This window comes from Gayadomonas joobiniege G7, assembly GCF_000300815.1.
Lineage (GTDB): Bacteria > Pseudomonadota > Gammaproteobacteria > Enterobacterales > Alteromonadaceae > Catenovulum > Catenovulum joobiniege.
Genome location: NZ_AMRX01000001.1, coordinates 255,692 through 275,869, shown reverse-complemented (window position 1 = coordinate 275,869; position 20,178 = coordinate 255,692). Strand labels below are relative to the sequence as shown.

18 protein-coding genes and 1 tRNA gene are annotated in these 20,178 nt (G+C 41.5%); 6 read left to right on the top strand and 13 right to left on the bottom strand.

What is annotated here, in order from left to right; all coding sequences use genetic code 11:
• Positions 1-49: 49 nt before the first annotated feature.
• Genes fghA through C727_RS0101375 form a run of 3 tightly spaced genes read right to left on the bottom strand, consistent with a single transcriptional unit; the run spans position 50 to position 2,311 of the window.
• The gene (gene fghA, locus C727_RS0101385) at positions 50-889 is read right to left on the bottom strand and encodes an S-formylglutathione hydrolase (protein ID WP_026052497.1); all 840 of its coding nucleotides are present in this window, start codon (positions 887-889) and stop codon (positions 50-52) included.
• Between the two features lie 15 nt (positions 890-904).
• Positions 905-1,882, bottom strand: coding sequence for a hypothetical protein (locus C727_RS0101380; RefSeq protein ID WP_017443827.1), 978 nt, complete (start codon positions 1,880-1,882; stop codon positions 905-907).
• Between the two features lie 18 nt (positions 1,883-1,900).
• Complete coding sequence (locus C727_RS0101375) at positions 1,901-2,311, bottom strand: MAPEG family protein (RefSeq protein ID WP_017443826.1); 411 nt, start codon at positions 2,309-2,311, stop codon at positions 1,901-1,903.
• A gap of 93 nt (positions 2,312-2,404) precedes the next feature.
• Here C727_RS0101375 and C727_RS0101370 point away from each other — a divergent pair, with 93 nt between their 5' ends.
• On the top strand, positions 2,405-4,195 hold the full coding sequence (locus tag C727_RS0101370) for an alkaline phosphatase D family protein (RefSeq protein WP_017443825.1): 1,791 nt from the start codon (positions 2,405-2,407) through the stop codon (positions 4,193-4,195).
• A 73-nt stretch (positions 4,196-4,268) separates the two neighbouring features.
• On the opposite strand, the gene C727_RS0101365 is transcribed toward C727_RS0101370, so the two are convergent.
• The 6 genes from C727_RS0101365 to hemC form a co-directional block, all read right to left on the bottom strand.
• Positions 4,269-5,531, bottom strand: coding sequence for a hypothetical protein (locus C727_RS0101365; RefSeq protein WP_017443824.1), 1,263 nt, complete (start codon positions 5,529-5,531; stop codon positions 4,269-4,271).
• The gene (locus C727_RS0101360) at positions 5,512-5,955 is read right to left on the bottom strand and encodes a hypothetical protein (RefSeq protein WP_017443823.1); all 444 of its coding nucleotides are present in this window, start codon (positions 5,953-5,955) and stop codon (positions 5,512-5,514) included. The genes C727_RS0101365 and C727_RS0101360 overlap by 20 nt, the downstream gene beginning before the upstream one ends.
• Positions 5,956-6,215: 260 nt before the next feature.
• Complete coding sequence (locus C727_RS0101355) at positions 6,216-7,427, bottom strand: heme biosynthesis HemY N-terminal domain-containing protein (RefSeq protein WP_017443822.1); 1,212 nt, start codon at positions 7,425-7,427, stop codon at positions 6,216-6,218.
• Positions 7,424-8,896: a uroporphyrinogen-III C-methyltransferase gene (locus C727_RS0101350; protein WP_017443821.1), complete on the bottom strand. Its 1,473-nt coding sequence runs from the start codon at positions 8,894-8,896 to the stop codon at positions 7,424-7,426. The genes C727_RS0101355 and C727_RS0101350 overlap by 4 nt, the downstream gene beginning before the upstream one ends.
• Positions 8,886-9,620: a uroporphyrinogen-III synthase gene (locus tag C727_RS0101345; protein ID WP_017443820.1), complete on the bottom strand. Its 735-nt coding sequence runs from the start codon at positions 9,618-9,620 to the stop codon at positions 8,886-8,888. Before C727_RS0101345 ends, C727_RS0101350 begins: the two co-directional genes overlap by 11 nt.
• Complete coding sequence (gene hemC / locus C727_RS0101340; RefSeq protein ID WP_017443819.1) at positions 9,621-10,550, bottom strand: hydroxymethylbilane synthase; 930 nt, start codon at positions 10,548-10,550, stop codon at positions 9,621-9,623.
• A 78-nt stretch (positions 10,551-10,628) separates the two neighbouring features.
• Here hemC and C727_RS0101335 point away from each other — a divergent pair, with 78 nt between their 5' ends.
• Positions 10,629-11,468: a DUF6279 family lipoprotein gene (locus C727_RS0101335; RefSeq protein ID WP_017443818.1), complete on the top strand. Its 840-nt coding sequence runs from the start codon at positions 10,629-10,631 to the stop codon at positions 11,466-11,468.
• Positions 11,469-11,580: 112 nt separating this feature from the next.
• Here the strand turns inward: C727_RS0101335 and C727_RS0101330 are convergent, their stop codons facing one another.
• The 3 genes from C727_RS0101330 to rhlB form a co-directional block, all read right to left on the bottom strand.
• Positions 11,581-12,108 carry a hypothetical protein gene (locus C727_RS0101330; RefSeq protein WP_017443817.1) on the bottom strand — a complete coding sequence of 176 codons (528 nt, stop codon included), beginning with the start codon at positions 12,106-12,108 and terminating at the stop codon, positions 11,581-11,583.
• A gap of 192 nt (positions 12,109-12,300) precedes the next feature.
• Complete coding sequence (gppA, locus tag C727_RS0101325) at positions 12,301-13,788, bottom strand: guanosine-5'-triphosphate,3'-diphosphate diphosphatase (protein ID WP_017443816.1); 1,488 nt, start codon at positions 13,786-13,788, stop codon at positions 12,301-12,303.
• Between the two features lie 34 nt (positions 13,789-13,822).
• Positions 13,823-15,097, bottom strand: a complete 1,275-nt coding sequence (gene rhlB, locus C727_RS0101320; RefSeq protein WP_026052494.1) for an ATP-dependent RNA helicase RhlB — start codon at positions 15,095-15,097, stop codon at positions 13,823-13,825.
• 109 nt (positions 15,098-15,206) lie between these two features.
• On the opposite strand from rhlB, the gene trxA reads away from it, so the two are divergent.
• The 4 genes from trxA (at position 15,207) to C727_RS0101300 (ending at position 19,261) form a co-directional block, all read left to right on the top strand.
• Complete coding sequence (trxA, locus tag C727_RS0101315) at positions 15,207-15,536, top strand: thioredoxin TrxA (RefSeq protein ID WP_017443814.1); 330 nt, start codon at positions 15,207-15,209, stop codon at positions 15,534-15,536.
• Between the two features lie 193 nt (positions 15,537-15,729).
• Positions 15,730-16,998, top strand: a complete 1,269-nt coding sequence (rho, locus tag C727_RS0101310; protein WP_017443813.1) for a transcription termination factor Rho — start codon at positions 15,730-15,732, stop codon at positions 16,996-16,998.
• A gap of 154 nt (positions 16,999-17,152) precedes the next feature.
• Positions 17,153-19,102, top strand: coding sequence for a CASTOR/POLLUX-related putative ion channel (locus C727_RS0101305; RefSeq protein WP_017443812.1), 1,950 nt, complete (start codon positions 17,153-17,155; stop codon positions 19,100-19,102).
• A gap of 82 nt (positions 19,103-19,184) precedes the next feature.
• Positions 19,185-19,261, top strand: a tRNA-Arg gene (locus C727_RS0101300).
• Between the two features lie 11 nt (positions 19,262-19,272).
• Here C727_RS0101300 and C727_RS0101295 read toward each other — a convergent pair.
• The gene (locus C727_RS0101295; protein WP_017443811.1) at positions 19,273-20,127 is read right to left on the bottom strand and encodes a family 16 glycosylhydrolase; all 855 of its coding nucleotides are present in this window, start codon (positions 20,125-20,127) and stop codon (positions 19,273-19,275) included.
• Positions 20,128-20,178: the final 51 nt, after the last annotated feature.

The following is a 20,178-nucleotide window of genomic DNA, read 5'->3' as shown; positions in this document are numbered from 1 at the left end:
TTGGCAAAGTGACTAAGTGGTCACTTTGCCGTTTACGCCCAAATACCGGTTAGTCTTTGAGGTATTTGTGGTGGAATCTTAAATGCTGTTCGATAAAACTCGCGATAAAATAATAGCTATGGTCGTAATTTTCGTGCAAATTGATTTCGATTGGATAATCAACTGCTGCAGCTGCCGTTTCTAACGTTGAGGTTTTTAGTTGCTCAACTAAAAAATTATCGGCTTTGCCTTGGTCAACCCGTGCAGGTACAAACTGTTTAGCTTTTTGTATTAAGACGCTGCTGTCGTAATCGGCCCAAGTTGACCGATCGTCACCTAAATACGCGGTAAAGGCTTTTTCTCCCCAAGGGCAATTAATTGGATTACAGATTGGACTGAATGCAGAGACTGACTGATAAGCTTGTGGGTTTTTTAACGCGATTGTGAGGGCACCATGGCCACCCATAGAGTGACCCGAAATTGATTTTTTATCGCTAACCGGAAAGTTAGCTTGGATTAAAGCTGGCAGTTCTTGGTTTATGTAATCATACATCTGATAGTGTTTTTGCCATGGATCTTGCGTCGCATTTAAATAAAAACCAGCACCTTGCCCTAAATCGTAGCTTTCATCATTAGCAACATCGTCTCCTCGCGGGCTAGTATCGGGGGCAACTATCGCAATGCCTAACTCGGCGGCCATTTGCTGTGCCCCCGCTTTCTGCATAAAGTTTTCGTCGGTGCAGGTTAAACCAGAAAGCCAATATAAAACAGGCACTGGGCTCTTTGCAGAGGCTTGCGGGGGTAAATAAATGGCAAATTGCATTTCACATGCGGTCGTTTTCGCGGCATGTTTGTATTGTTTATGCCACCCACCAAATGAAAAGTTTTGGCTAATTAAATTCAGCATCATAAGTCCTTGTTGGGTTTAATTGGGCGTTTGGTTTGCATCAGCTGCTGTGATGGTTAAATTTAACAGAGAAACTACTTTTTTTAAGTCTTGTTTAGCAAGCGCTTGTTTTATTTTAGTTTCGAGCAAAGCAATATCGCCGTTTTCGCTTGGCGCAATTGCTAACGTTAAACTTTTACCGCCTAGCATAAAGGTTTCTAAACTAGCCAACAGTTGGGTTCTAAAATCAGCTAAATCTGGCGGAATGGCAATTGCGGTATTCATTTCAAGTGCTTGTTTAATTTGCTTGCGCAAATCGCTTTCACTTTGTTTAGATTGCTCGCTGGCGATTTTCATTAAGGCTTCGATAGCGCCTGTATCTGAGTACGCTAAAGATAGCTCTTTTAGCTGGCCGTTGCGCAATGTTTGCATCGTTTGCATGTCGTTTTTGTCATCAGATGAGTTATCCATTAATAATTCGAGCGGGATATTATTCGTGACTAAATTCAATTTGGCGTGACCAACATCTGGCAGGTAACTACTGACCTCGCTGACATAATGCTGTTGGTCGCTTTCGTCATATTCATAACTAACATTAAAGGTTAGCGGCAGGTGATTGGTATATCCGAGTTGTTCAACGTATTTAGCAAACAGGTTTGATGTTTGCAGCGCAGCTTCTTGTAAGTTAACCGGCAAAGTAAAACCTTTAATAGCCAAGTTCATATAATGAGGTGTTGCGTGGTCCTGATCAAATTCTTTCACCTGAATTTGATGAATCCTTATGCTTTCGTCAGAATCGACAGGTGTGATCGTTAAATCGCTGATCTTGGCAGTGCCAAAAGGGCTGGCATCTATGTTTTGGTAGCTCACTTTAGCTAAGGTGCCATTTTTTGTGGTTTTAGCTATATAGTCGTCAAATGCGAGTTTAACTTGTTGATCGATTTTTTTATCTAAAAAAAGATAGCTACCAACGGCTGCTGCAGCAATAATGACGCCTGCTATGAGTGCTTTTTTCATAAAAGTCCTTTAACGGTTTTAGTAATTCGTATAAACGGCCACTAGGATAGCAAGCCAAAGCCCGATCAGGCAAAAGGTGCTCAGCCAAAATGCTAACATACGATGTAACAATTGGTTGTAACCCATTAGGATTACAGCATGCAGATACCTGAATATTACAAACAGATACGCAAAGCAATAAAAGGTTTGATGGCCAATGCCTGTGGCTTCTATATACAAGCACGCTGTGTAAAAGATCAGCGGCATTTGAAATTGGTTGTTGTAGGCGTTTTCGGCTTGCACAGTTTGTCGATCCGGGCCTTGACCTTCTTTTAAACGGTAATAACCGGCTTTTACTTGGCCTTGTTTAACCGATTGTACGCGCAAATAAAACAACCTGAAGCCAATGATAAAGGTTAGTACAACCATCAAAGAGAGTGGAATTAGCATTGTCATGTTCACTTAAAGTTCATTGTATTTTCATATAGTGCCAGCATTATGGCCGCCGTTCCAACAGATAATTCTAAATCCACGGAGATAACAATGAAAATTTCACGGCGTGATTTTATTCGACGTAGCTTAGCTAGCGCAACTGCAGTTTATGTCACGACTGCTTTAACGGGTTGTCAGGTTACTTTTAGCACCGACGACGAAAAATTACAGAACGCATGGTTTGATCATGGGGTCGCTTCGGGTGATCCGCTTACCGATAGTGTAATTCTTTGGACTCGGGCAACCCCTGAAAATGGCAAAACTGAAACACGTATTGCCTGGGATATTGCAACAGATAAAAGTTTTACCAATATTATTGCAAGCGATACTGGCATAGCCAAACAAGCGCATGACTTTACGCTCAAAGTTGACGTTAAAAATCTGCAAGCGGGCCAGCATTATTTTTACCGTTTTCGTAGCGCCAACCAAACTAGCGCGACGGGACGTGCATTAACAGCCCCAAGCGGTCAAACCAGCCGATTAACGATGGCTGTGGTGTCTTGCTCGAATTATCCGGCTGGTTATTTTCATGTTTACCAAGACATTGCTAAAGCCGCCAACAAAGGCGACTTAGATATTTTATTGCACTTGGGCGATTATATTTATGAATATGCAGCAGATGGTTATGCCACCGCGCAGGCCGAAGCCTTGGGGCGTGTGCCAGTGCCGGCTGGTGAGATCATTAGCTTGCAAGATTACCGTATGCGTTATGCTCAGTACCGTAGTGATACTGATTTACAAGCAGCCCATGCCGCACTACCGTTTGTGGTTGTTTGGGATGATCATGAGATCACGAACGATACGTGGAAAAACGGCGCAGAAAATCACAACGAAGGTGAAGGCAGTTTTGCCGCTCGAAAAGAAGCGGCTATTCAGGCTTATTTTGAGTGGATGCCGATCCGTCCAGCCAGCAGCGAAGATTTATTTGCCAGTACTGAAATTTACCGCAATTTCCAATGGGGCGAATTAGCTAACATTTTAATGTTAGATACACGGAACGAAGGTCGAGACGAACAATTGTCTATGGCGGCTTTTTATAATCCAGTAACAGCTTCAATCGACTTTGATAGTTTTTTTGCCGCTGTCAAAGCGAGTGACCGAGCGCTGTTAGGTCATACTCAAATGCTTTGGTTAGAAAACCAGCTGAATACATCAAATGCTACTTGGCAGATTTTGGGGCAGCAAGTGTTAATGGGCAAAATGTATCTACCTGGCGCTGTTGGCACTCAGCAAATGTCGATTGGTCAGTATGCCGAAGTAGCGCCTTTAGCCGTGTTAGCTCAGCGTGTACAAGCGTCTGACCCAAGTTTAACCAGCGAGGAGATTGCGTATTTTGAAGCCAATAAAAACAAGCTGACTGATCAAATAATGGCTTTATTACAATTGCCAAGTGTGCCATATAACTTAGATGCTTGGGATGGTTATCATGCTGAGCGTGAAGCTGTATATGCCGCGGCTAAGCGCAATAATGCAAATCTAGTGGTGCTTGCTGGAGATACACACAATGCGTGGGCGAGCCAGTTAGTTGACGAAGACGGACATAATGTAGGCGTTGAGTTAGCCACCGCTTCAGTTTCTTCACCGGGTCTTGAATATTATTTAGGCGTGTCTGCAGAAGATATGCCCGCCACCGAAGCGGGTTTAGTTCAACTGATTGGTGATTTAAAATATGTAAACGCGATGGATCGAGGTTACATGACAGTCTCTTTTAGCACTTCAAAAATGACTTGTAACTGGACTTATGTTTCAGACATTAAAAAACCGGATTACCAAGTTTTAACTGAACGAGCTAAATCGGCAAAAGTTGAAGTGAGTTCAGCAAATCAACTTCAGTTGGGTTAATAATCGTCTTATTTTTAAAAAGAAGGGTAATTTAACCTGTTTAAATTACCCTGAGTTGAATAAAAAGATTTGCTTAAAATACCCAATTCCAACTCACAGAAAAGACGGTTACAGAGGCACTTGATTGGTTTTTAAAGCGCTCTGTTTTTGGCCACAAGTTACTTCCGTTTTTGCCAATATCATAGTGATCGGCTTGCACCTTTAACGCCATACCTGGAAAAAAGTCCCAACGCGCACCCAAGGTTAAGCTATTTTGATCAATCTTTTGCTGCAACTCATTATTTATGCCGTTTATCAAATAGGCGAGTTGCATTTGCTGCTGTTCTGGTACTGCGTCACCCAACTCTGGAAGCTCATAATTTAGATCTGTCGCATCTGGATTGAAAAAACCTGCTCTAAAGTAGGGCGTGATTTGGTCTACTCGGTAAGCTAAGCTGGCATAACCATAGTGACCAATCGCATTTAACGCCCAATTAGAATGGTTGATACCAAATTCAGCTTGCAATATCCATTGAGCGTCATCGAACTGAATTGCTAAAGCTGAGTAAGTCATACTTTTGTCTGTTGTACTGATGCTATCAACTACCAGAGGTCTGTCCGGCCATAGTTGCACAGGGACAGTGTTGAGCATTTTAATTGCAGGACTGAAGATCACTGAATCATATTCGCCAAAATCGATCTGTGCAGACGAGGCTTTAAATAACCAATAGTCAATTTCGTATTGAACTGACGCCACTATGATAGAATCTACTGTCAAATTAACACGATTTTTGTCGTCGTACATTGCAGCTTTGGACTGTCCCCACTGCCCGGTGACTGTGATAAACCCAGGGCCTAGATTATTCCGATATTGTAAATCTGCGCCATCAATATTTGATACAACAGCAGCGTGAGCATAATAGTCTTTTGGCGGACGGATCCAAGGATAGGCGTAGCTGACGGGTTTAAACTCTGAAAGTAGATACCCGTTGCTATTAATGCGTCCAATTCTTGCGGTTAGGTTGCGATTAATGCGGTATCTGGCAAACGCCAGCTCGATATAATTATTTAAGCTGGTTTCAGCACTGTCGTCGAGCACTAGCTGTATCACTGTGTCGAATTCATGTGAAAAACTAACCTCCATTTGTAACCCCACTGAGCTGTCGGCGGCGATAGAAAAACCATCTCTGCGATTAGATAAAAAGCTAGTACTATATTCAAATTCGTCACTGTTTTCGTAAGTTGCCGATACATTCATAAACCCACTAAAGTTCACCTCAGCGGCTATCCCTTGAAGTGATAACAGGCTTAAAGACACGAGGTTGAACAGGTGTTTTTTATTTAAACGAAAAAACAATTTTCATCTCCTCAGTGACATCTGATTTTGGTAAATAAAATAGGCTGTTTGGTTTAAGTTTGATAATTTTAAAAAGTTCATCCCGTGAATCAATCGAATAAGGAGGGCGCGCCCGGCCAGAAAAATGAAGACGCGACCAATATGAACGAATTTTTGTCTCGGGCAGATTAACAAGCTTTAAATAGAATTGCTGTTTAATTTTGGAGCCACTGGGATAGTCGATAGGAAATGCTGGCTCTCCATTCGGGAACGTATCATACCGTCCCATATAAATATCGATTATTTGGCGACGAGTTAACGATTTAACCGGGTTGGGCAGCGGCACTGCCACCACAATAGTATTCAAATCAACTTCAGCTTTGCTTAAATTAACGTAAAAAAAACAGCTTAAGCCGATCAGTAATCTAAGTATAACTTTTTGCACAATACATCCCATTTGCACAATGAGCACTTATCTTCTTAAAGTAGCAGATTCAAAGTTATTGTTGAAGTTAATTAAATGACGATTTTTACCAAGCTTGCATTCCCTAGCCTGCTTTAAAAGGTATTCATCTAAAAACGACGGGCTAAGTCAAAAAATGACAAGAGTGAAAGCCAGAGATAGTTGAGTTGACGCAATTTAAAATATAAAGGCCACCAAAACTGAAGTTTTAAACAGTTTAGGGGGCCGTTATTTTTGGCTTATTATTTGAGCTCTATTAGCTTTTTATCTTCACGGCTTTCTTTTGCATCTAGTGCTAAGCGGTAATTTTCACGCGACTTCTCAATCTCTCCGGTGTGGCTTTGAATATCACCTAACAAAGTAAAGTTTTCCATGGTTGGCATGACTTCAATGCAATCAGACATGGCACGCTCAGCTAATTCCCAATTGGCTGCTTTGCTGGCTAGCACAGCTAAGACTGCTTTTAACCAGTGATCTGAAGGGTCTTTCTGTAACTTTTTTTCAACCCAGTCAATGAGCGGTTGTGGTTCATTAATGGGTAAACTGGCAATTAGATTTATGGTTTGCTGGTTTTTATGTTGCTCAGACGACAGCATATTTTTAATGTGTTTATCCACCGGCTTGGGTTCACCAGCCGCCAATAGCGCCGATAAATACATAGCCGTTGCAGGCTGTTCATCATTTAGCAGCTTATTAATGCGGCGATATTCGGTTTTAATAGCTTTATAATCGTTTTGCTCGGCATAATGATTAAATAGGGGCTGCCAAGCGTTTAAAGCGATTTTTTCTAGCTCACTGTGACTGATCTCTGAGTATTTTGCGACCTGAGGTAAAATGTCTCTCAGCTTTTCAAACGCTGCTTGCGCTTGATAGATACGGGCCAGTAATAACAGGTTAGCACCATCTTTGTGATTGTCCTGATATAACTGCTCGGCAACTCTTTGTGCTTTGTCTAATTTGCCTTCTTGCACCAAAATTTTAACCATAGCTTGTTGCTTAGCCTGCTCGCTGCTGTTTTCTTCTGCACGTAAGGTATATAAATTGGCCTCGTCATCATGACCAAGTTTTCGCGCAGCTTCAGCGGCCACCAAATAGTGACTCTTGGCTATCGGGCTATGTTTAACATAGCGTAAGCTGTATTTTTCAGCTCTTTGCCAGTTACCTTTAAACAAAGCTTCTATGGCGGTTTGCAGGCCGTTTAGGCTGGCTTTTTGTTTTTTCTGGCTGCGCCAATGAGAGAGGTTTTTACGCGCTCCTAAAATACTGCCAAGAATGAAAAAAACAATTTTATAAATACAATACAAAACCAATAAAATAAATAAAAAGCCAATCACACTGGCTTCCCAGGTCCAGCCTGCGACTTGGATTAGAACATATCCACGCTCGTCGACTAACAAAGAGCCGACACCTAACATGCAGCTAAAAACAATAAATAAGATGAATATTTTTATCATAAGCTGCTGTCCACCTGTTTAAGGCTCTGTAATTCAACTTGCTGATACTGAGCATTAAGCGATTGTTGCGAAAGCGTTTTTAGCTCTCTTATGGCGTCAACAACGCCGTCATTGTTTTGCTGGTAAAAACTATTTAGCCAATCAATTGCCGTTTTTAAGCTGCTCTCAAATACTATTGGCTGTTGGTTAAGAACAGCCCACTGAGCCTGGTTAAGCTTGCTTAACATATTCCATCTTAGGTTTTGCATTTGCTCAGGGTTTAATAATGCTTGTCGTTTTTCGTCATGACGATAAGGTTTAAACAACGACAAAAAGTCTTGCCAGATATGTTCTAGGTTTTGCAAGCTCATTTGGTCGCTTACTGTATCGGTTGCAGTGGCTTTTTTACGGCTTTGCACTTGACTGCTGAGGGGTAAGTTTTCAACCTGAGTTATGACTTGATTGAGTTTATAAAATAAGTCTGATGTATTGAGATCAGGCAGTGCTTTAAGCGTGCCTATATCAGAACTTATAGCGGCTTTTAGCTCAGCCATTTGAGCCGAATTTACCGCTATGGTTTGATACGCCATTTCTAATGCACGTAGCGCGGCGGTTTTGTCATTTGCTAAAAATAATTGTTGCGAAGCTAGTTTTATTAATTCGTTTAAATTTTCTCTTTGTAAGGCTTGGCGTGCTTCTTCGCTGCTTTGGTCCAGTTTTTTTAAGCTGCGTTGTAGCGCTTGTTCTTGCTCTGTAAACTTTTGTTGCTGTTCGAGCATGTTGTTTTTAAGTTTAGCAATTTCTTGCTCAACATTTTGCTGAAGTTGGTTTGACGCTTGCGACTGACCCTGCTGCAAACGATTTTTTACCATATCAACTTCCTGCTGCAATTGTGCCAAATTTTGCTGAATTTGTTGTTTTTGCTGCTGTAAGGCTTGTTGCAGCGCGGCTTGCAGATCGGCGATATTTTGCTGCTGTTTGTTTATTAACTGCTGTTGTGATTGCTCAAACGATTTGCCTGTTGCATTCAGCGAGCTTTTTAGTTCGGTTAAGGCATTTTGATTTGCTGCTATTTGCTGCGCAAATTGTTTGTTGTTTGACTCATCTGTTAGCAGTTGCTGAAACTTATTTGGGTTTTGCCAATATAACCAGCCGCCAGCACCACCTAATGCAATTAATATTAATAGTGACAAATTGCCAGACCAGCTGCTTTTTTTAATTATTTTAGTCTCTGGTTGAGGGGATGATACCTTGTTATCTTGCTGAGCTGTGTCTGATTGCTCAGAGGTCCCTTTGCTTTCAGCTTGGATTGCACTATTTTTGTCATCGTGATCACCTGCTTTAGCGGTCGGGGCTGCAGCGGGCGTGTTTGTTTTCATTTCAGCGTCTTGGGTTTGAGAATCTGCTTTGTTATCTTTTTTGACTGCACGCTCTAGCGAAGGATCTGACTGCTCGTTTTCTTCGCGTCGATTAGAACTTTCATTGCTCATTGGCATCGCCTTTTAAATTTTTTAAATAATCCATAACTGTTACGTTGGCTGCGGTATTCAGGTTTACTAGCTGCGTAAAGCCATTCAGGCTCAACAGATCGCAGATTCTAGAGGAAGGTACCAAACAGAGTTTATCTGTAATTGAAATACCATTTTGCGATAGTTGCCGGTGTAAAGTCAGGGCAATTTCTCCGCTGGTTAAGACAAAAATATCCGCTTGTTTAATGTGCTGTAATTGTTTATTTGATAAATGCAGCCATTGTCGTTTATACACATTGTAGGTAGTCAGCTTTTGTTTTGCCAACTGTAGGCTTTGAGAAATTTTATCGCGCCCTTGTTCGCCTTTAAACAGAACGGCATCTTTGGCGCTGGTAATGCAAGTTAAGGTTAACAAGCCTTCAGAGGTTTGCTCTTCTGGCACAAATATCTGTGTAAAACCCGCTTTTTGTAAGGCGTTTGCTGTACCTTGGCCGACAGCAGCGACCGCTACTGTTTTTAACTTTGCCCACTGCATTGCGGGCAAATATTTTTGCAAATAAGGTACCACATGACGACTGGTCACAATAAGGCAATCTGGCTGCAAATTAAATGATGTCAGTTGCGGTGCTTGATGGCCTTCACTAATTTGCAGCACAGGAATATTAACCGGCTGCCACTGATGCGCCGCCAGCATCTTGTTTAACGCATTGCCTGATTCTCCAACTCGGCTGTGATAAACCTTCATTTACGCGTTTTTATAAACCTCATCTAAAACTTTTTTAGCGCCTGCTTGTAGCAGTTCGTCAGCAGCGGCTTGGCCTAACTGAGCAGCTTCTTCTGGTAAACCCGACTGCTCGCTATAAAATACTTGTTTGCCATCTACCGATGCGACCAAACCGCGGAAAAAAAGTTCCTGTCCTTTATATTCTGCATAACCGGCAATTGGTACCTGGCAGCCGCCATTTAAGCGTTTATTAAAAGCGCGCTCTGCCGTTAGGTGAATACGGGTATCTTTATCTTCTAAAACAGATAACAAATTTTGGGTTTGTTTATCATCGCTACGGCACTCGATGCCCACAGCGCCTTGACCAACGGCCGGTAACATAATGTCATCATTAATTTGGCTGCGAATGCGGTCAGTTAATTTTAGTCGAATTAATCCCGCACAGGCTAATACAATGGCATCATATTGGCCTTCATCTAGTTTACGTAAACGGGTTTGTACATTGCCGCGAAGCCAGTTTACTTTCAAGTCAGGTCGGTAATTTAAAATTTGACATTGGCGGCGCAGGCTAGAGGTCCCTACTATTGCCCCAGCCGGTAGATCATCTAAGTTGTTATAATGATTAGACACAAAAGCATCACCTGGGTTTTCGCGCTGACAAATGACCGACAGCATTAAACCGTCCGGAAATTCCATAGGTACATCTTTCATCGAATGCACGGCAATATCCGCATCGCCATTTAACATAGCGACTTCGAGCTCTTTTACAAACAGGCCTTTGCCGCCTATTTTTGCTAACGGGGTATCTAATATTTTATCACCGCGGGTTTTTATTTTAACCAAAGAGACGGTTAAGTCCGAGTGCGCTTGCTCGAGTTTTTCTTTGACATATTCTGCCTGCCAAAGGGCCAGTAAACTATCGCGGGTGGCAATGCGTATATGTTTTTGCATAAATAGAAATAATCTTTATTAAACTTTTGATGAGATATCTTATCTTAATTAATTCGATCACCCAAGCCGGATACTTTTATGAAAGCTCGATTTATTGTGATTATTTGTCTCTTTCCAGTGTTAATGAGTTGTGGTATCTCATTAACCTATAACCGTTTACCTTGGTTAGCAGATTGGTATATTGATGATTACGTAAGCTTAAACGATGCGCAAGAAGCCGAGTTCGAGCGCCAGTTTAAAAGTTGGCATAACTGGCATAGACGCACTCAGTTGCCGCTTTATCAGGCTCAACTTAATGAACTGACAGAAGAGTTTAAGCAAGGTTTGAACCTGGCTGGGGTACAGCGACATTTTAGGCAATTTGAGCAGCATTGGTATAGGATTGTAAATTATGTAAGTCCTGAACTTATTGCTATGTTGAAATCATTGCAGGCGAATCAAAAACAAGAACTGCTTGATAACTTGCACGAAAAGTTAAACGAAGATATTGAAGACTGGCAAGACAAAAGAGACGATGAATCTTATGCAGAGCGTCGTTTAGATCGGATCCAAGAATCAAGTGAAAAGTGGTTAGATGATTTAACCGAAGCTCAAAACCAACTCGCAGAGCAGGCGGCACAGAATTATATTCCCACACGCCGTATGTGGTTTGATTACAGACGCAATTGGCTAGCGGCATTAGAAACGGCTTTGTTTGAAAAAGATACTAAGCAATTTGAAGCTCAGCTTGATTTATTAATTAATGAACCTTGGCGGTGGCGTAGCGAACTTTTACAACAAGCGTTACAAAAAAACCGACAAACATCCGCGCAATTGATCGCTGATTTAACCGCTGATTTGCAGGTTGATCAAAAAAGCTACTTGTTAGAACAACTTCAAGACTATCAGACGACCATTAGCGACTTAATCAAAGATTAACAGGCTTTTGAAAAAAGCGGTCAGCGCCCGGAGAAATAAACCTCTGCGCGGAACTAAATGTGCAGAGGCTTAAGCAGTGGCTATAGAGCGACGCGAGCCGAGAATTAAGGCGCTAAAAAGAACTCGATAGGCTTTCAGCTTGCGTACGCATAATAGATTTTGCTTGCGAGCTTTGAATTTTATTTTTTGCATGCACGATTAAAACCCATTTGTTATGTTGGTTAGCATCGCGGGCTGATTGCATGAGCGGATCTTGATCGGGGCGCAACGAAATGAGCCCAGCGGCAAACATACCAAGCATGGCAAATATAATACATAATACCGCATAGCTAACAAACGGCTGCTCTAATACAAAAGTGACGCCTGAAAAATCTAGGTAGGTAGCGACTAAAAATCCAAAGGTCGCACCCAGAGCAGCTAAAATGATATGAGTGCTAGACAGGGTTTTGCGAACACCTTTGTCTTCGGGCTGTAGTTTATTGTGCAAACTGTCATCCTGGGGGGGCACTATTTTGATATCTTGCTCAGTCAAATGAGCCTCTTCTTTAAGGTGCTTGGCTACAGACTCGGTTTGTTCGCGAGTGGGATAAACGGCACTGACTTTATGTGGATAGGTTTCTTCATTAAGATGTGTTTGCATAACTTTCTCCTTATCGAAAACACAGTAGGAGAAAGACTGCAAAAAAAACACCAACTTGATGGTTTTATTTAAGTGTATGATTAATATGAACTTTAATGGGGTTTTTTTAAACACTCAGTAAGTTTTTTGCGACACCATTGTAAATATTACCGACTTCAGTAAATCTTTCACGTAACCAAGCGCTGTGTATGATTAACTAAAAGTAAACTGCCAGCCGGCTTTTTCTTGATACTCTTGCTCTAGGTGAAGCTCGTTTTCCATCAACGGATGTTGGGCTAACCAATGTTTGGGAAAACGTAAGCTAAGCGTCTGCTGGTCGGCAAAGGCTGTAAATTTAGGCAAAGCTTCGTTTTTTCGGCGCATGGTTAAAATAACAGCGAGTCGTAAAATACGAACCAAAGCGGCTGCTAACTGAGGATCTGTCATAGTTTGCTGGTTGATTTGTTCCAGTTTAATATCATCGCGATAATTACTCACTAGGGTGATCAGCAGTTTTCTTTGCGCTAAACTAAAACCAGGTATGGACGTATTGCTCAAAATATACCCTGCATGGGCGGGGGCGTCTTTAAAGTCTATTGCTAAACCCACTTCGTGTAAAACGCCCGCAGCATGTAATACGGCGCGACTTTCAAATTGATCAAGCGCCCAATGTTGAGAGAGCTGATCGAATAATGCGAGGGCGGTATCACAAACGCGTATGCTGTGCTCTTTATCTAACTGATATCTTTGTACAAAGCTGTTTAATGAACGCTGGCGAATATCTTTTTGCTGTAAATCGGGCAGCATGCTATAAACGATGCCTTCGCGCAGCGCACCACCAGCAACCACCATATACTCTATATTAAGGGCTTTAAAAGCAGCCATTAATATAATTAAACCACTAATAAAAACCGGCCGCCGTTCTTCTCTAAGGCCTGGCAAGGTGAGCTCATCAATATGACCACAAGCAATTGAAAGTTCGACCAAGTGTTCTAGTTTAGCTAAGGTGATTAGCTCACTTTGCCCCATCGCAATTAACACTTCTTGAATCGCTTGTGGGGTGCCAGATGCCCCTAAACAAGACTGCCAACCTTGGTTTTGATATTCTGCAACCAGAGGTAAAATTTGTTCGCTGGCATTTTGCAAAGCAGCATTAATAGTGGCCGAAGTAATAGTACCATTGTTAAAATAGTGACTGCGGCAGGTCACACAGCCTAAATTTAAGCTATTAACGAGTTTAGGTTTAAAGCCTTCACCTACGATAATTTCTGTGCTGGCACCCCCAATATCAATCACCAGTTTTTTGCGACTTGTACCTGAGGTGTTAGCGACCCCAATATAAATCAAGCGACCCTCTTCGGTGCCTTCTATTACTTCGATCTTATGCTGTAAAATAGCTTCAGCACGGGTTAAAAACTCGGCTCTATTTTTGGCTAACCTAAGCGCAGCAGTACCAACTATGCGAACATTTGCGCTTGGAATATCCTGTAGCCGTTCGGCAAATAATGATAAACAATCCCAACCGCGAGCCATAGCTGCCTGATTTAAATTGCCGTGTGTGTCTAGCCCAGAGGCTAATCGCACTTTACGTTTAATTTTGCCTATCGTCTGAACACTACCTTCCACCGAGCGAACAATCAGCATATGAAAGCTATTGGACCCTAAATCGATGGCAGCATATACAGGATATCTTTGTTCCACTATCGCCGTTCTCCGATACTGAAGTTATTTATTATTATGATGCCTGGCTTTTTCTTTTTTGTGGTGAACGGCGGTTATCCTGCCGTCCACGCTGCATTCTGCGTTTAGGTTGTGACTTAGGTGCAATCACATCATCTAACAAGGCATCTTTATCATATTTGCTAACGGGTAATACATTACCTATATATTCTTCGATTGCAGGTAAGTTATATACATATTTTTCGCAAGCGAAACTAATGGATTTTCCATATTCGCCGGCACGACCGGTTCGTCCGATACGATGCACATAATCTTCGCAATCGTCTGGTAAGTCATAGTTAAATACATGAGTTACAGAGGGAATGTGCAAACCACGGGCAGCAACGTCAGTCGCTACTAAGATATCTAATTGACCTTCGGTAAACTGTTTTAATATCGTTAAGCGTTTTTTCTGCGGAACATCACCAGTTAACAGACCCACTCTGTGTTTGTCTGCTTTTAACCAACGATACACTTTTTCACAATCGTGTTTGGTATTACTAAAAACAATGGCCTTATCTGGCCATTCTTCTTCCATTAAAGTTAACAACAACAGCATTTTATCTTCGTTTGCTGGATAAAATAACTCTTGAGTAATGCGCTTATTCGTCATTTCTTTAGGCGCAATTTGAATATGGGTTGGGCTATCCATATGCTCATAAGCCAACTCTTGCACGCGCATTGACAAGGTTGCTGAAAATAACATGCTTAATCGTTCTGAAGGCGGTGGCATGCGGCGGAACAAATATCTAATGTCTTTTATAAAGCCTAAATCAAACATACGATCAGCTTCGTCGAGCACAATAGATTCTAATTTGCTTAGATCAATAAGACCTTGCTTATAATAATCTATAATACGCCCAGTGGTGCCAATAACTATGTCTGCGCCTGCTTCTAATTGCGCATTTTGACTGTCGTAACCCTCGCCACCATAAATAAGTGCCAATTTCAAACCTGTATGTTTAGCGAGCAGCTCTGCGTCTTTATGAATCTGCACAGCCAGTTCACGAGTGGGTGCCATAACCAAAGCTCTAATATGTTTAGCTTCGCGGTCTGACGGGGCTTCGTGGGTTAGTAAATGGTTAAAAATAGCCAGCAAAAAAGCCATAGTTTTACCGGTACCCGTTTGCGCCTGGCCGGCGACATCTTGACCAGTTAAAGCAACTGGAAGGCTCTGCGCCTGAATTGGGGTACAGTGTTTATAGCCTGCCTCGATAAGGGCTTGCTGAATCGTTTGATGCATCGAAAAGGATGCAAATTCTACTTCGGATAAATGTGTTTGTATTGTCATAGTTGCATTAGCATATCAGTTTGGACTTGCAAAAAATATCTGAATGGATTAAAAAACCATTCTGTTTTATCCTCATCGGTTTTAAAAGCCGCTAAATTTGGAGAAATTAATGAGCTCTGATGCTATTGTAACCCTTTCAGATTCAAGTTTTGAGTCTGATGTTTTAAATGCCGACAAGCCTGTATTAGTAGACTTCTGGGCTGAGTGGTGTGGTCCATGCAAAATGATAGCACCTGTTTTGGATGAAGTTGCATCTGAGTATGCAGATAAATTGACGGTTGGTAAACTAAATATTGACCAAAACAATGCTTCACCTGCTAAATATGGTGTAAGAGGCATACCAACGTTATTGTTATTTAAGTCGGGTAGTGTTGCCGCAACTAAAGTTGGCGCGCTTTCTAAGACCCAACTTAAACAGTGGTTAGATGAAAATATCTAAGCATTTTAAGCAATTAAAAAGAAGCTCAATTTTGAGCTTCTTTTTTTGTGGATCTCTGCTGTATTAAGTGCTAGTCTATCCCGCGTTGTTAAGTTGAATAACTTTAACATTCAGAATTTTTTTAATGAATCCCTAATTAATCTAATCAAGCATGTACTGTTTCAGCCAGTCTCTGAGATAAGAACCCACCAATATGAATTTAACGGAACTCAAAAATAAACCTATAAATGAATTAGTTCAGCTTGCTGAATCTATGGGTCTAGATAATATGGCCCGATTGCGCAAGCAAGACATCATTTTTGCGATCCTAAAAAGACACGCTAAAAGCGGCGAAGATATTTTCGGCGATGGCGTATTAGAAATACTGCAGGACGGATTTGGCTTCCTGCGCTCAGCTGATTCATCATTTTTGGCCGGGCCGGACGACATTTATGTATCACCGTCGCAAATAAGACGTTTTAATCTTAGAACTGGCGACTCTTTGGCTGGTAAAATCCGCCCGCCAAAAGAAGGTGAACGCTACTTTGCCCTGTTAAAAATTAACGAAGTCAACTTCGACAAACCTGAAAACTCCCGCAATAAAATCCTTTTTGAAAACCTAACACCATTGCATGCCAACGAACGTTTGCGTATGGAACGGGGCAATGGTAGTACCGAGGACATTACTGCGCGTGTTTTAGATTTGGCTTCACCTATTGGTAAAGGCCAACGTGGTTTAGTGGTCGCGCCGCCTAAAGCCGGTAAAACCATGTTAATGCAAAACTTGGCTCAGTCGATTGCTGCCAACCACCCAGAATGTCAGTTAATGGTGTTATTAATTGACGAACGGCCTGAAGAGGTCACCGAGATGCAGCGTTTGGTGCACGGGGAAGTGGTTGCCTCGACCTTTGATGAGCCAGCCAGTCGTCACGTGCAAGTGGCTGAAATGGTAATTGAAAAAGCCAAGCGTTTAGTTGAACACAAAAAAGATGTAGTGATTTTATTAGACTCTATCACTCGTTTAGCGCGTGCATATAACACAGTGATCCCATCATCAGGTAAAGTATTAACCGGTGGTGTTGATGCCAACGCTTTGCATAAACCAAAACGCTTTTTTGGTGCGGCCCGTAACGTTGAAGAAGGTGGCAGTTTAACCATTATTGCAACGGCCTTGATTGACACTGGATCTAAAATGGATGAAGTCATCTATGAAGAGTTTAAAGGAACAGGTAACTCTGAAATCCACTTAAATCGCAAGATAGCAGAAAAACGTGTTTTCCCTGCGATTGATATTAATCGTTCCGGTACTCGTCGTGAAGAATTATTAACGTCAACAGACGAATTACAAAAGATGTGGATCTTGCGTAAGATCGTACACGACATGTCTGAAATCGATGCAATGGAATTTTTAATTGATAAGCTGTCAATGACCAAAACAAACGACGAATTTTTTGATGCAATGAAGCGCCAAAAAAGCAGCTAACTAACGCGTGATTAAAATTTTAAAAAAGGCTTTTGTGGAATATTCCGCAAAAGCCTTTTTTTATGTCTAAAATAAAATATTTGCATCGCTTTATTGAGCTTTTTAAGGTATTTAAGCTTACTTTTTCTCCAGCGTTTAATTTTTCGGAAGGCCTATGTATTTAAAATCTACCGTTTTACAGCCAATCGATCGGCTAAAATATTTTGTCGAGCGCCAACTTGTTAAAGGCGCCGGCTATCAACTTTTTGTGATAGTTGCCTGTATTGCCCTGGTTTCTTTATTCGGCGGCTTATTGTTATCGCCAGTAAGTAGTTTATCTGGCCATACCTTGTCTGAAGATGTTTGGTGGGCGTTTTTACGGTTGACCGACCCAGGCTATTTAGGTGATGATCAAGGCGCTTGGCCGCGAACCGTGTCTACCATTTTAACGCTATGCGGTTATGTCCTGTTTATGGGTACATTAGTGGCTATTATGACCCGCTGGTTAATTGCTTTTATGGAAAAATTAGAGCAGGGTTTAACGCCAGTTTCGGTAAAACAACATATCGTCATTTTGGGTATGAGCAGCCGCACTGTGCCTGTAATTAGAGAGTTGTTAGGGGTAGAAGTTAATCGCAGCTTATATAAAAAACAAAACAACGATAAAGATCTTGGCATAGTATTGTTGGCCGAAGAAGTGAATGCAGTGGTCCATCAACAATTGCTAGCTGAATTATCGCTGGCACACAAATATGCCCGCCGTATTGTTTTACGTTCCGGCAAAGCTTTGCAAGCAGAAGCTTTGCATCGAGTCGCTTGTTTAAATGCGTCTGCGGTTATTTTAAGCAATCAATACCAGCGTAGTGACTCCACAGTCACAACAGATGTAGAAACCATAAAAGCGCTGCTAACGATTAATGTATTAGCTAAATCAGCACAGCAGTTTCCAAGGTTGGTGGTTGAATTAGATGATGGTCGCCATAGTCAGTTGGCTTTAAAATCCTATCAAGGACAGTTGAACGTTTTGGCCACAGACCAAACAGTGAGCCGATTAGTCGCTCAGTGTGTCGTGATGCCTGGGTTATTAAAAGTATACAGCCATATCTTAACCGCTTATCAAAATGGACAGTTTTTCTTTAAAGCGGTTGAAGCACAGCGCGGAAAAACTTTAGCCGAAGCTCGAAAATTTTTCAGTAAAGCTATGTTAATTGGGTTTATCGACGCGCATGATAAACAATTTTATTTAGCGATAGGCGAGCAAGCTAAACACAAACTTGAAGCCGAAGATATGCTGGTTTTTATTGGAAACCAGGTTCAGCAATTAGTGCCTGATAATCAGCCGTATAAACAGCTCAACTTGCCCAAAGTTAAACAAACTAAGTTAGAAGCACAAAGCCGTAAACCTAAAAAGCGTTTACTCATTTTAGGTTGGAACAGACGTATTCCTAATATTATTAAAGAATTAGATTTATACCGCCATGAATCTTTTGAAATTACTCTAGTGTCTACATTAGCTAGCCAAAAGCGTCAGCAAGACATAGATAAACTGAGCCGTTTAAGTAGCCGCATTCAGCTTAATCTGGTTGAAGGGGATTATATGGTTGAAACCGAAATGCGAGATTTTGATCCTCACCATCAAGACATTATTATGCTGGTTTATAGTGACCGTATGGATTCAGCCGATGAAGCCGATGCTAGAGTTTTAGTGGGGGCTATGGCGTTAAACGAAATTTTAAAAGAGCATGTTAAACGGCCACATGTATTAATTGAGCTCAGCGATCCGTCAAACGAAAGCTTTTTAGAGCAAGCCAGCTCAGATACCTTTATCACGCCGTTGTTAATGAGTCATTTGCTCTCTCAGGTGGCTTTAGTACCAGAAAGCCAGATATTGTTCGAAACGTTAATGAACGCCGAAGGTGCACAAATTAAAGTTAAACCTGTTGCTGACTACAGTGATAAAGATTTATTAAAAGTTGTGGATGCTAAACCCTTAGTTGAAGCACACGAGCAAATTTTAATCGGCGTAATACAAGAGTCAGAGGGCAATGCAAAGGTGTGTTTAAACCTAGATAACGAGATGCGTATCTCGGCATTGGCAAAAGACTTGTTGGTTGTAATTGGCTAATTTATAAGCGTTTGAAGCCAGTCTTTGCAAAAAAGACTGGCAAAACATTAAAAGATGATTACAATCTAACTCTCAACTTTGCGCGTCCGTAGCTCAGCTGGATAGAGTAGGTGGCTTCGAACCACTTGGTCGGGAGTTCGAATCTCTCCGGGCGTGCCATTCTTTTTTATTTAATTCCAAACTCTAAAATAATCAACGTAATAAAACGAATAGTTTTGGCTAGGCTCGTTTGCGCCTTGTTGCCAATCGTAAACTAGAATGTCTAAGATCACTGGCATACTTTTGTCACCCGGCCAATATTCTGGCGCAACTGAACTTTTCCAAATGGTTCTAACATTTTCGCCGTCGACATAAAAGCGGATGCTGGCTTCATCCCTTAGCACACCATAAATATGCCAATCGGTTACCACGCCCGCGTTGGGCATATCGACGGGCGATTCGTAATTTGGGATTTGATCAACATTACCATCTTCAGGTGTCCAAATAAAATAATGGATGTTGCTCTTAAATTTTTTATGGCTGTTCCAACCTTGGTAAGGGAAGTGCTCATAAACATCAATTTCAAATTGGTGACCATTATCTGGGTTGCGGTTAAAAAACCAGAAGCTGCTGGCAATATTATTATTGGCCGCTTTTGCTTTCACCTCAAAATAGCCGTATTTAAACGCGGTTTTGGACGAAGCTATGCCTGTGGTGTGTTTATCTCCAACATTTGCACCGTTTCTGGCTTCTAAAACCAAGTTTCCATTATGTGTATATGCAAGGCTTCCACTATATGTAAAACTGTTGTTGCCAAGCCAGCCAGTAGGGTGGTAACGATTCCATTTAGTTGTCTCTGGCGTCTGCCAATTTCCAGGTTGATTAAATTCATCACTGACATTTGCATTAAATTGCCAATTTTTTTGGTTTTTAATCCAATTTCCTGTGCCATCTAGGTTCGGGGTGAAATTGGCGTGCGCAGAAAATGCCGCAGTAACTAGCGTAGACAATGTGAGTTGCTTGAGACTTGCTTTTCCAATAAACATACATATTCCTGTTTTTATATAAATTCATTTCGTCATATTTAAATGACTATT

Excerpts from the sequence above, each read along its gene's own strand:
- fghA (WP_026052497.1), bottom strand. The coding sequence starts at position 889 with ATGATGCTGAATTTAATTAGCCAAAACTTTTCATTTGGTGGGTGGCAT.
- C727_RS0101380 (WP_017443827.1), bottom strand. The coding sequence starts at position 1,882 with ATGAAAAAAGCACTCATAGCAGGCGTCATTATTGCTGCAGCAGCCGTT.
- C727_RS0101375 (WP_017443826.1), bottom strand. The coding sequence starts at position 2,311 with ATGCTAATTCCACTCTCTTTGATGGTTGTACTAACCTTTATCATTGGC.
- C727_RS0101370 (WP_017443825.1), top strand. The coding sequence starts at position 2,405 with ATGAAAATTTCACGGCGTGATTTTATTCGACGTAGCTTAGCTAGCGCA.
- C727_RS0101355 (WP_017443822.1), bottom strand. The coding sequence starts at position 7,427 with ATGATAAAAATATTCATCTTATTTATTGTTTTTAGCTGCATGTTAGGT.
- C727_RS0101350 (WP_017443821.1), bottom strand. The coding sequence starts at position 8,896 with ATGAGCAATGAAAGTTCTAATCGACGCGAAGAAAACGAGCAGTCAGAT.
- C727_RS0101345 (WP_017443820.1), bottom strand. The coding sequence starts at position 9,620 with ATGAAGGTTTATCACAGCCGAGTTGGAGAATCAGGCAATGCGTTAAAC.
- hemC (WP_017443819.1), bottom strand. The coding sequence starts at position 10,550 with ATGCAAAAACATATACGCATTGCCACCCGCGATAGTTTACTGGCCCTT.
- C727_RS0101335 (WP_017443818.1), top strand. The coding sequence starts at position 10,629 with ATGAAAGCTCGATTTATTGTGATTATTTGTCTCTTTCCAGTGTTAATG.
- C727_RS0101330 (WP_017443817.1), bottom strand. The coding sequence starts at position 12,108 with ATGCAAACACATCTTAATGAAGAAACCTATCCACATAAAGTCAGTGCC.
- rhlB (WP_026052494.1), bottom strand. The coding sequence starts at position 15,097 with ATGACAATACAAACACATTTATCCGAAGTAGAATTTGCATCCTTTTCG.
- trxA (WP_017443814.1), top strand. The coding sequence starts at position 15,207 with ATGAGCTCTGATGCTATTGTAACCCTTTCAGATTCAAGTTTTGAGTCT.
- rho (WP_017443813.1), top strand. The coding sequence starts at position 15,730 with ATGAATTTAACGGAACTCAAAAATAAACCTATAAATGAATTAGTTCAG.
- C727_RS0101305 (WP_017443812.1), top strand. The coding sequence starts at position 17,153 with ATGTATTTAAAATCTACCGTTTTACAGCCAATCGATCGGCTAAAATAT.
- C727_RS0101295 (WP_017443811.1), bottom strand. The coding sequence starts at position 20,127 with ATGTTTATTGGAAAAGCAAGTCTCAAGCAACTCACATTGTCTACGCTA.